This window comes from Pseudovibrio sp. W74 (genome assembly GCF_001623085.1).
Classification (GTDB): Bacteria; Pseudomonadota; Alphaproteobacteria; order Rhizobiales; family Stappiaceae; genus Pseudovibrio.
Genome location: NZ_LMCJ01000064.1, coordinates 108,032 through 118,457, shown reverse-complemented (window position 1 = coordinate 118,457; position 10,426 = coordinate 108,032). Strand labels below are relative to the sequence as shown.

The 10,426-nt window shown below is 53.2% G+C and carries 10 protein-coding genes, 1 tRNA gene and 1 pseudogene; 8 read left to right on the top strand and 4 right to left on the bottom strand.

Annotation, left to right across the window (positions count from 1 at the left end):
• Both PsW74_RS29555 and PsW74_RS27590 read left to right on the top strand, forming a co-directional pair.
• On the top strand, positions 1 to 1,415 hold a 1,415-nt coding region (locus PsW74_RS29555; protein ID WP_208988190.1), incomplete at its 5' end, for an efflux RND transporter permease subunit.
• A gap of 256 nt (positions 1,416 to 1,671) precedes the next feature.
• Positions 1,672 to 1,746, top strand: a tRNA-Gln gene (locus tag PsW74_RS27590).
• A gap of 294 nt (positions 1,747 to 2,040) precedes the next feature.
• On the opposite strand, the gene PsW74_RS27585 is transcribed toward PsW74_RS27590, so the two are convergent.
• The gene (locus PsW74_RS27585) at positions 2,041 to 2,703 is read right to left on the bottom strand and encodes a DUF4386 family protein (protein WP_063286908.1); all 663 of its coding nucleotides are present in this window, start codon (positions 2,701 to 2,703) and stop codon (positions 2,041 to 2,043) included.
• A gap of 328 nt (positions 2,704 to 3,031) precedes the next feature.
• Here PsW74_RS27585 and PsW74_RS27580 point away from each other — a divergent pair, with 328 nt between their 5' ends.
• Positions 3,032 to 4,576, top strand: coding sequence for an AMP-binding protein (locus PsW74_RS27580; protein WP_063286909.1), 1,545 nt, complete (start codon positions 3,032 to 3,034; stop codon positions 4,574 to 4,576).
• On the top strand, positions 4,576 to 5,079 hold the full coding sequence (locus PsW74_RS27575) for a GNAT family N-acetyltransferase (protein ID WP_063286910.1): 504 nt from the start codon (positions 4,576 to 4,578) through the stop codon (positions 5,077 to 5,079). Before PsW74_RS27580 ends, PsW74_RS27575 begins: the two co-directional genes overlap by 1 nt.
• Positions 5,080 to 5,132: 53 nt before the next feature.
• On the opposite strand, the gene PsW74_RS27570 is transcribed toward PsW74_RS27575, so the two are convergent.
• Entirely contained in the window at positions 5,133 to 5,585 is a 453-nt protein-coding gene (locus PsW74_RS27570; RefSeq protein ID WP_063286911.1) for an Lrp/AsnC family transcriptional regulator, read from the bottom strand.
• A gap of 90 nt (positions 5,586 to 5,675) precedes the next feature.
• On the opposite strand from PsW74_RS27570, the gene PsW74_RS27565 reads away from it, so the two are divergent.
• Both PsW74_RS27565 and PsW74_RS27560 read left to right on the top strand, forming a co-directional pair.
• Entirely contained in the window at positions 5,676 to 6,368 is a 693-nt protein-coding gene (locus PsW74_RS27565; RefSeq protein ID WP_208980830.1) for an AzlC family ABC transporter permease, read from the top strand.
• The gene (locus tag PsW74_RS27560; protein ID WP_063286913.1) at positions 6,365 to 6,661 is read left to right on the top strand and encodes an AzlD domain-containing protein; all 297 of its coding nucleotides are present in this window, start codon (positions 6,365 to 6,367) and stop codon (positions 6,659 to 6,661) included. Before PsW74_RS27565 ends, PsW74_RS27560 begins: the two co-directional genes overlap by 4 nt.
• A 44-nt stretch (positions 6,662 to 6,705) precedes the next feature.
• Here PsW74_RS27560 and ugpC read toward each other — a convergent pair whose 3' ends face one another.
• Complete coding sequence (gene ugpC, locus PsW74_RS27555; protein WP_063286914.1) at positions 6,706 to 7,797, bottom strand: sn-glycerol-3-phosphate ABC transporter ATP-binding protein UgpC; 1,092 nt, start codon at positions 7,795 to 7,797, stop codon at positions 6,706 to 6,708.
• Positions 7,798 to 7,858: 61 nt separating this feature from the next.
• Positions 7,859 to 8,665, bottom strand: coding sequence for an IclR family transcriptional regulator (locus PsW74_RS27550; RefSeq protein ID WP_063286915.1), 807 nt, complete (start codon positions 8,663 to 8,665; stop codon positions 7,859 to 7,861).
• 210 nt (positions 8,666 to 8,875) lie between these two features.
• Between PsW74_RS27550 and PsW74_RS27545 the strand changes: the two genes are divergently transcribed.
• Both PsW74_RS27545 and PsW74_RS30070 read left to right on the top strand, forming a co-directional pair.
• On the top strand, positions 8,876 to 10,066 hold the full coding sequence (locus PsW74_RS27545; RefSeq protein ID WP_063286964.1) for an extracellular solute-binding protein: 1,191 nt from the start codon (positions 8,876 to 8,878) through the stop codon (positions 10,064 to 10,066).
• A gap of 100 nt (positions 10,067 to 10,166) precedes the next feature.
• Positions 10,167 to 10,426: pseudogene (locus PsW74_RS30070) on the top strand (sugar ABC transporter permease); the annotation flags it as partial.

The window sequence follows — 10,426 nt, the reverse complement described above, 5'->3', positions numbered from 1 at the left end:
CCAAGACCGCCACTGAGCTGCAATACGCCATGCAGCCGCCAATGGAAGGTGTGGCAGGCTTCAAAACCGTGATGTTCCAAAACCCACCCTTACCGGGCAGCAGCGGCTTGCCTGTGCAGTTTGTCATCAAAACCACCCAACCCGTCGATAAACTCAATGTCGTTGGGTCTCAAATACTGGAAAAGGCACAGGCCACCGGCAAGTTCATCTTCATTGATAAGGACCTGAAGATCGATAAACCGCAGGGCAAAATCAACATCGACCGCGACCGTGTTGCTGAGCTGGGTCTCACCTTGCAGGATGTGGGGCAATCCCTCACAGCGCTCATGAGTGGCGGTTACATCAACTACTTCGATTTTGATGGCCGCTCTTACAGAGTCATCCCGCAAATCATTCAGTATGACCGCCTCAATCCGGAACAACTGTTGGACACTTATATCCGTGTTTCGAGCAGCTCTACGGCAACTGGAGGAGCGTCAGGTGGTGCAGCGCAGGGGGGAGCACCAGGCAGCGCGGGATCCAGTAGTTCAGCACAAAGCGGTGCGTCTTCATCAAGCTCTTTTGCCTCCGCATTTTCATCAGGCGGATCAGGAACGAACACAAGCAGCAATGCCCCGCGCAGTACAATTGTGCCGCTCTCCAGCGTTGCGACACTGGATATGCAGGTCACACCAGAGTTTATCCCGCACTTCCAGCAGCTAAACTCCATGACGCTTTCCGGCGTACCCAGCTTTGGTGTGCCTTTGGCAGAGGCCTTGCAAGTCCTGCAACAAATTGCAGCGGAAGAACTGCCAGAAAGCTATGATGTCGACTATGCCCAACAGTCGCGCCAGTTTGAGCAGGAAAGCAGCGGTTTTGTCGTCACCTTTGCCTTTGCCTTGCTCATCATCTTCCTAACCCTTGCAGCTCAGTTCGAAAGCTTCCGCGACCCGATCATCATTCTTGTCTCGGTTCCCATGTCCATCGCAGGAGCGCTGTTCTTCATCAACATCGGGTTGGGTGGCGCCAGCATAAACATCTACACGCAGGTTGGCATAATCACGCTCATGGGCCTGATCTCCAAACACGGTATCCTGATTGTAGAGGTAGCCCGCGAACTTCAGGAAAATCAGGGCGCAACCAAACGTGAAGCTGTGATTGGCGCCCTGCAAATCCGCCTGCGCGCCATCCTGATGACAACCGCCGCCATGGTGCTTGGCGTGATCCCGCTGGTGCTGGCAAGCGGAGCAGGCGCAGCGTCTCGATTCAACATGGGACTGGTGATTGCGACTGGCTTGTCCATCGGAACACTCTTCACTTTGTTCGTCGTCCCAAATGTCTACATGCTCATTGCACAAGATCGCTCCAAACTGGCACAACCCGATGATAAAGCGGAGGAATTGCCAAAGGGAAACGGTGAGCCAGACCCAACCTAATAGTGCAGTGAAACAGGGCAAACTCTCAAAAACGGCAGAATTCCTTGAGGTTTCAACCCCTCTGGGAAATGAAAGAAGCAGGTTTCAGATAAGAAGTTACAAAGGCAAAAGCCCAGAGCAACAAGCCAGTTCCAGCACTCACGCAATCCGCTTTTATGCTCACCTGTGGAACACTTGTAAGTTTCTCACAGCAAAAAGAAATTGAGTGGTTGCCTATTCCAAATCATAAAGCTATAACCCGCCCCACACACAGCGATGGGGTGTAGCCAAGTGGTAAGGCAACGGTTTTTGGTATCGTGTACCGTAGGTTCGAATCCTACCACCCCAGCCATTTTCTCCTGAAAATTTATTCGACTAGCCTAGAGTTAAGCATCGCTTTTATGCGTTCTCTAAAGCCTGTAATGAGCAGTCAGTAACACTGGCTTAAATGCTGTTCTCTGTGCATGCACATTCCAGTTACCAGCCACGTTCCTTCCCAAAATATAACTGTGTCGATTCTCAAGAAGATTTTGCATCATGTAACATGCTGTTTTAATTGAGATAATGCCTCTTCATTGCCTGGCGACCTTAGCTTGCCCAAATTCCTTGAGGGTGCTTTGATCGCTGAGACCATTCTGCAACCGGCTTAACCAGAGGTTTCACCGTGTCTGAGCAGGTAGATACCTGCCCAGATGAACCAGAGAATGAAGCCAAGGCCGAAGATGATACCGCCCGGATCGCTCATGCCTGGAATGACTGTGGCGATCCCTGCCAGACCGATGATAATGCCAAGCAGGCTCAGGCCTTTGGAAAGACTGGAACCACGCAAGCCGGCCCAGCACAGCAGCAGCACCCACAGGCCACCGGTGATCTCGTTGCCCCCGCCAATGCCTTCCTGCACATTGTTTAGGGTTGCCCACATCACCAGTGCTTCGTCATGGTCAAGTGCGTAAAGGGCTGAAACTTCTGCCAGAGAAATGTTGGCCAGCATGCCACTGGCCAAAATCAGGCCCGCCCAGATCAACCCAAAAGCAGCAGCAACCTGAGAGAGCCCCGGTGTTGCAGCTTTCAGCCGGTCATGCAGCGCAATCACCAGCACTACCAGAAACACTGCATTGACGATGTAGATGATGAAATTCCAGAGATACATAAGGCTCTGATTGGAAACGATGAATGCCAGCAGGTTCGCATCACTGCCGTCTTCGCCAAAGCCAGCATCTGCCAGTAAAGTCGTTAAAAGAGCAAAGCCAATGATGTAGGTGGCCGCTTCAATAAGAGATGCTATTCCGCCAGCTTTTTGAAGGTTCATCACAGGCGTCCTTATAAAACCACTAGTTGAATTTATGCAGAACATGGGATGTTCTGTGCAGCAAAGAAATGTAAAGTGCAGAAAGCCGCAGCGTAAACTTGGAAATTGCGTTAAACAAGAGGCGTATACCCAGACTTGCAAAAAACTATAGTATGCGCATCTTAAAGTTTGAGTGAAGCTGCCAACCAAATTTCGTCACCACGACGCTCCCAGACCAATAACAATACGTGAGTGAACAGTGCGTTATCGTCATGAACTGCAAGGCGATGAGACGGTAGCAGCCAGATTGCTTTTGAGGGAAAGCACTCTGATTTGAGGGGGAGACCGAATGAACCTGGCAGAATGGCTGGCCCGTACAGCAAGAATAACACCCGATGCACCTGCGCTCTTTCACGGAACGCAGCTTGTGGCAACCTACGGTCAGTTTGGCGCGCGCTCCGCTGCCATCGCCGGTGCTCTGCAAAGTGACTATGGTGTTTCCAAGGGCGACCGTGTTGCCATCTTCATGAAAAACCGCACAGAGTATCTGGAAGCCAGCTATGGCATCTGGTGGTCCGGCGCCGCTGCAATCCCGATCAATGCCAAGCTGCACCCGAAAGAAGCCGCATGGATTATCGAGAATGCTGAGGCCACCACCGTCTTCATCTCTGATGATGTGGGTGAGGATCTGATCAGGGAGATTGACCAGTCCAAAACCAAGGTTATCTCGGTAGATCAGGACAGCTACAAACAAATGCTCACCGCAGAGCCTCTGGGGCAGCCTGTACCCATTGATGCGCAGGATATGGTCTGGTTGTTTTACACCTCCGGTACCACAGGCCGCCCTAAAGGGGTGATGATGTCCTCGCAAAACATCCAGAGCATGATGCTCGGGTATTATGCAGGCATTGGCACACCAACGCACGAAGACGCCACGCTTTACGCAGCTCCCATGTCCCACGGTGCGGGAATCTACAGTTTCATGCACGTTGTGGCCGGTGGTCGCCACGTTTGTCCGGTCTCTGGCGGGTTTGACGCTGCAGAGATTCTGGAGATCGCCCCACAGGTCGGCAGGATCGCCATGTTTGCGGCACCCACAATGGTGCACAGGCTGGTGGAAGTGGCCAAAGCCACAGGCGCAACGGGTGAGGGGCTGGACACCATCATCTATGCTGGTGGTCCAATGTACTTCGCTGATATCGTTGAAGCTGTTGATGTTCTCGGCCCACGCTTCGCACAGATCTACGGGCAGGGCGAGTGCCCAATGGGTATCACGGTCCTCAGCCGGGAGCAGGTCTGCGACAGAAAACATCCCCGTTGGGAAGAAAGATTGAAATCAGTTGGGGTAGCTCAAGTCGTCTCGAATCTCCGTGTGGTAGGAGAGGACATGAAAGACCTGCCCGTCGGTGAGATTGGAGAGATTGTCGTGTCTGGTTCGGCGGTCATGCTAGGCTACTGGCACAATGAGGAAGCAACCGCTTCCACGATTGTCGATGGTTGGTTGAAAACAGGCGACATGGGTGCGCTGGATGAGGATGGGTTCCTCACCATGCACGACCGCTCGAAGGATATGATTATCTCGGGCGGGTCCAATATCTATCCTCGCGAAGTGGAAGAGATCCTTCTGCTGCATCCGGATGTATCTGAAGTCGCAGTTGTCGGTCGGTTCCATGAAGAGTGGGGTGAAGAGGTGGTGGCAATCATCTCGCCAGAGAAGGGAAAGACCGTCGCTTTTGCAGAGCTGGATCAGCTGTGCATTGATAACATCGCGCGTTTCAAGCGTCCGAAGCAATACGTCGCCATGGATCAATTGCCCAAGAACAATTACGGCAAGGTCCTTAAGCGAGACTTGCGAAAGATGTTGAAAGGCCCACAGAGAGGTGGATCAGTCTGATGAAGACCTTTGAAATTCGTAGTGCTCGCTCAAAAGATATCCCACAGATCGGAGAGGTCGGTCTGGCATCATGGAAACGGGGCATCGGCCCTCACGTGCCACAGATTGCTCACGATACCATGAGCAAAGCCTCCTTCACCGATTTTGCAAGCGCCTGTCTGGATCAGATTGTGGTGGCGGTCAAAGAAGATCGTGTGCTCGGCTTCGCAGCTACAGAGCATGCCGACAACTTCATCACCGACCTCTGGATTGATCCGGACTACGAGAGCAGCGGACTGGGCACCGCGCTGGCAGAAGAAGCCGAACGCCGCATCGCCGCCCGAGGCTATCACACTGCAGAAATCTCGGTCCTCATCCAGAACGAACGCGCTCTGGGTCTCTATCACCACATGAGATACGAGGACGTACGCGAGGCCACCAAATTCGACGAAGACCTCAAATGCGAAATCACCTACATCCGCCTCCGCAAACATCTCCCATTCTACGCAGAAGAAATCGCCTGAGGTCTTCCCTCAGGCATGCCTTCTTTAGCTTGGGAAACTATGAAACACGCCCATCAGATAGGTAACTCAAGCGTGGCTTTCTCTGTTGAGACGACAATGGATGTTCTGAATTTGCGGACATTTTTGTCTGCAAAGAAGAACCTGTGGGTGAAGGCCTCGTAATCTTCAATGTCTTTAGCCATAACAATCATCATGAAATCCGCATCACCAGCAATGCAATAAAAGTGCGTAACTTGCCGATCCTCACGCGCTTTGCGTTTAAAGGCGTCGATCTGATCTAATCGATCTCGTTCCAGCTCAACAGCAACCACTGCGGTTATTCCCAAACCAACTTTCTTGGGATCAAGAACGGCAACCTCTTTCTGGATTACTCCGGTATCACGTAGAGCTTTCAGCCGACGCTGCACAGATGCTGTCGACGTTCCAGAATGTTCGGACAACTCCTGAATCGAAGTCTTGGCATTTTCCTGCAAAGCACGAAGCAGAGTTACATCGATAGCGTCCATGATAGAATTATCCTATAAATGCTGATAATTTGATTTGTTCATATCATATTATAACCAATAAATCACTTAATTACATCACTGGCTGCATCTATGCTCAACCTTATGAAACATGGTGCTATATCAATCCTTCCCCTTGCTGCCGGGGCGGCCCTATACGGCTTCGCATTTGGTCTTTTAGCGGCACAGACCGGCTTCCCGTGGTGGAGTGTCGGCCTTATGAGCGCAGCCGTTCATGCGGGTTCATCACAAATCGTTGCCGTCGAGCAATTTGCCAATGCCTCTACAGTTCTTGGGGCCGCATTTGCAGGTGCTGCCCTCAATTTAAGATACATCGGGATCGTCGCCTCCCTGTCTGATGTTCTTGCAGGCTTATCTTTGCGGGCAAAGCTGGTCGCAATTCATATAACCGGAGATGAGAACTGGGCGCTCACGATGTCGGAGCGGGCGAAATCCAAAGACATCGGAGCCTCATTCCTGATCGGATCAGGCCTGGTCATGATCTGCGTATGGACGGTCTCCACTGCATCCGGTGCTTTGGTTGGGACGGTCCTGCCTGACCTTGAAAGGTTCGGACTCGGCTTTGCCTTCACAGCAGCCTTTATCGCAATGGCAAGGGGATTATGGCAGGGACGATCAAGTATCCTGCCATGGGCGGTCGCGTTTGGATTAGCAATCGCGATGGTTTACCTGGGGCTTCCCAAAGCCTATGCAATTGTCGCCAGTGCCCTCTGTGGGCTAATTGCGTCGCATATGATCCGCCAAATCAGGAGCGCTTCACAATGACCAGCTCTCATTGGCTTATCATTCTCACACTGGCCGTGGCTGCCCTTTCCATCCGGATAATCGGACTTTTTGCTGGGAGCAAAGTTAGAGCGTCAAAGCACTCCTGGGTGCTGGAGGAGTTGCCGGGCCTGATTGTCGTCAGCCTCATTGCGACGTCCCTTTCCGGGCAATCTGCGCAAATGTGGGTGGCAGCTGCAGTCGCTTTGGCCGTAGCAATCACAACAAACCACGTCATTGCAACGATGTGTCTTGGTGTCGCTGCATTTGGAGGTTTATCGCTGATTACGGGTTAGCGGTGGCGTCCCCACTCCAGCTGTAAAAGCAACCACCTGGACAGTTACCGCAGTCGCTCGCCATCGGGCTTGAACAGCAAGGCCCGTGAGGCGGGCAGGGTCAGGTGCAGGGCTTCGTTGTTTTGCTCAAGGCGGTTGCCGCGGCTTTCTGCGATGACCTGAACGCCGTCCGGCAACGTGCAGTAGGCGTAGCTGGTTTCACCGAGGTTCTCGACCAGCGTCACGCTCACATCGGCGCCAACGCCGTCTTCGCCCAAGCCAACCAAAAAGTGTTCCGGGCGAATGCCAACGCTCACCATTGCGCCCTCCACCACGGAGGTGGTGATCCCCGGCACGACCAACGTCTGCCCCTCAAAACCGGATACGGAAATCTCCAGCCCTGCATCGGTTGAGCGTACCGCCTTACCACTCAGGAAGTTCATCTTGGGAGAGCCGATAAAGCCCGCCACGAACTGGTTCGCCGGATTATCGTAAAGCTCCAGCGGCTTGCCCACCTGCCGGATGTAACCACCTTCCAGCACCACGATCTTGTCAGCCAGCGTCATGGCTTCCACCTGATCATGGGTCACGTAGATCATCGTGGCCGCTACGTCCTTGTGCAGCTTGGCAAGCTCAATGCGCATTTGCACACGCAGCTCTGCATCAAGGTTGGAAAGTGGTTCGTCAAACAAGAAGACCTTCGGATTGCGCACAATCGCCCGGCCAATCGCCACGCGCTGCCGCTGACCACCGGAAAGCGCTTTGGGGTGCCGGTCCAGATACTCTTCCAGCTTTAAAATACGCGCCGCTTCATCCACCTGCCGCTTGATTTCGGCTTTGGGGTGTCCGGTCATCTTCAAGCCAAAGCCCATGTTCTCCGCAACGGTCATGTGCGGGTAGAGCGCGTAGCTCTGGAACACCATGGCAATACCGCGTTGGGAGGGATCGATGTCCGTCACATCCTCATCCGCAATATGGATGGTCCCGCTGTTGCTGGTCTCCAACCCGGCAATGGTCCGCAGCAAGGTGGATTTTCCGCAGCCAGAGGGTCCAACGAAAACAACAAACTCGCCCTCCTCAATGTCCAGGTCCACACCGTGGATCACCTGCGTGTCGCCATAACTCTTCTTTAGATCGCGCAACACAACTGCGGTCATTTGTTCCCCTCCAGAAAAATATCTTCAATATCTGAGCAAGGGCCTCCCAAAGCCCCGCAAATCAAACCCCCAGTGCAATCTGAGCGTTCTCTGAAATCTCATTGGTTGCTGCCTTCATGGCAGGCAAATAGGTTTCGACCATAGTGTCGAGCGAGGTCACATAGGTTGTACTGGTCACGGAAAGCGCGCCAATTGGCTCCCCGCGCTTGTTCAGGATCGGCAAGGCCACACAAATGATAGTGCCTTCATGCTCCTCATCGTCATAGGCATGTCCGCGCTCACGGATACGAGCCAGCTCATCGCGCAGCATTGTCTCGTTCACCAGCGTCTTATCGGTATGGCGCTGGAATGATTGCGCCTTGATCGCCTCAGCAAGTCGTGCCTCAGGAAGAGCAGAGAGCATCGCTTTGCCCACGCCTGTGCAGTAGGCCGGACCAATCTTGCCGGGGCTGGAGAACATGGAAACGCTGCGCGGCGGCAGGCGTTTGTCCACGTAAAGCACCTGATTGTTGTCCAGCACAGCCAGATGGATGGTCTCCGGAATCTGCGTGCTCAGCGTGTCCAGCGTATCCCGCGCTACACTAGCAAGGCTGGCACGGCTCCAGGCAGAATGAGCTAGCCGCAGCACCCGCATGCCAATGCTGTAGGTCTGATGCACCTCATCATGCACCAGCATGCCTTCCTTCACCAATTGCCGCAGCTGACGGTGCAACGTGGCCCGGCTCAGCGGCAAAGCATTCAAAAGCTCTACGAACCGAGGGGGTGATTCTGCCATTGCAACCGCGTCCAGCACCACCAGTGCCTTGGAAATGGGACTTGTGAGGTCTTGCTCGGTTTCCTCAGAGATACTCAGGGTTTGTGCGCCCATTTCCTGCTGTTTCCTTACCCGTTCCGGAAATCTGCAATTTTCATACAGATCCCTTCCTAGTTCCTTTGGTTGACAATTATGCACTAGCACGTAACTATTTCAATGGTCAAAACGAAGTTTCATTCAATGGAACATATTTCTTGGCGATATTGGGAGGTTTAGGTGTTTAATTTTAGCAAAGTAGCTGCGGGCGGTTTCGCTGCAGCATTTATGATTTCAAGTTCCGCATATGCCGCTGGCGATCTGATTATCAATCTCGACCAGACGGATCCGGCTCCAAAAAAAGCATTTGAAGACATCGTGGCTGGCTTCTCCAAGGAGAACCCGGATGTGAACGTCATCGTCAACACGATGCATAAGGAGGGTTATAAAACCTCCATTCGCAACTTCCTCACAGCAGACGCGCCGGACCTGGCAACATGGTACGCGGGCAACCGCATGGCACCCTTCGTCAATGCCGGTCTGTTTGAAGACGTCTCGGATGTCTGGGAGGAAAATGGTCTCAATGAGCAGCTGAAATCAGCAGCGGCATCCATGACCATTGATGGCAAAAAATGGGGTGTGCCCTACACGTACTACCAGTGGGGTATCTACTACCGCAAAGATATCTTCGAAGAGAAGGGCATTGCTGTTCCAACCAGCTGGGACGAACTGGTTGCAGCATCCGCAAAGCTCAAAGCAGCTGGCATTGACCCGTTCACAATCGGCACAAAAGCACTTTGGCCAACAGGCGGCTGGTTTGATTACATGAACCTGCGCGTCAACGGCTACGAGTTCCACATGGACCTCACCGCAGGCAAGGTGCCTTACACCGACCCGCGTGTGAAAGCGACCTTCGACAAGTGGGCCGAGTTGGTCAAGCCAGGCTACTACAACGCAAACCATGCAGCTTTGGACTGGCAGGAAGCTGTGCCAGCACTCGTGCAGGGCAAAGCGGCAATGTACCTGATGGGCAACTTCGCGGTTGACGTGTTCAAGAACGGTGGCCTGAAGGAAGAGCAGATCGGCTTCATGCAGTTCCCGGAAATCACACCGGGCATTCCAATGGCTGAAGATGCTCCGACCGACACCATTCACATTCCGGCAAACGCCAAAAACAAGGAAGATGCGAAGAAGTTCCTTGCTTACATGGCGCGTGCAGATGTGCAGACAGCAACAAACGTCACACTCGGTCAGTTGCCAGTAAACTCCGGTGCAGAGCGCCCTGAAGAGCGCATCCTGCAGCAGGGCTTCGACATGCTCTCCAATGCGTACGCGCTGGCGCAGTTCTACGACCGTGATGCTCCGGCAGCAATGGCAAAGGCTGGCATGGAAGGCTTCCAGGAATTCATGGTGAAGCCAGAGCGGGCTGACGCCATTTTGGACCGTCTCGAGAAGATCCGGACCCGTGTCTACAAGTAGTAGATAGGCGGAATTCTTAAGTAGGGTGGCGGAAGATTTCGCCGCCCTATGCTCTAGGAATAAACAGCGCAGAAGCATGATCTTCTGCAGGAGGACATAGATGAGCGAGCAGGCCTTGGCTCCTGTATCTTCCGGAAACTCACCAAAGTTTTCTGGAGGACCTGCCACATCAGGCGCCAGCAAAACCAGATCGGCAAAGTGGATTGCCAACCAGCGCAAACTTGCACCCTGGCTGTTTTTAGCGCCGGGTGTTGTGATGTTTCTGGTCTATGTGATCGCGCCAATCGGCCAGTCACTCTGGATCAGCTTGTATGAGTGGGATGGCATCGGCGTCAAAACCTTCATCGGCATTGCAAACTA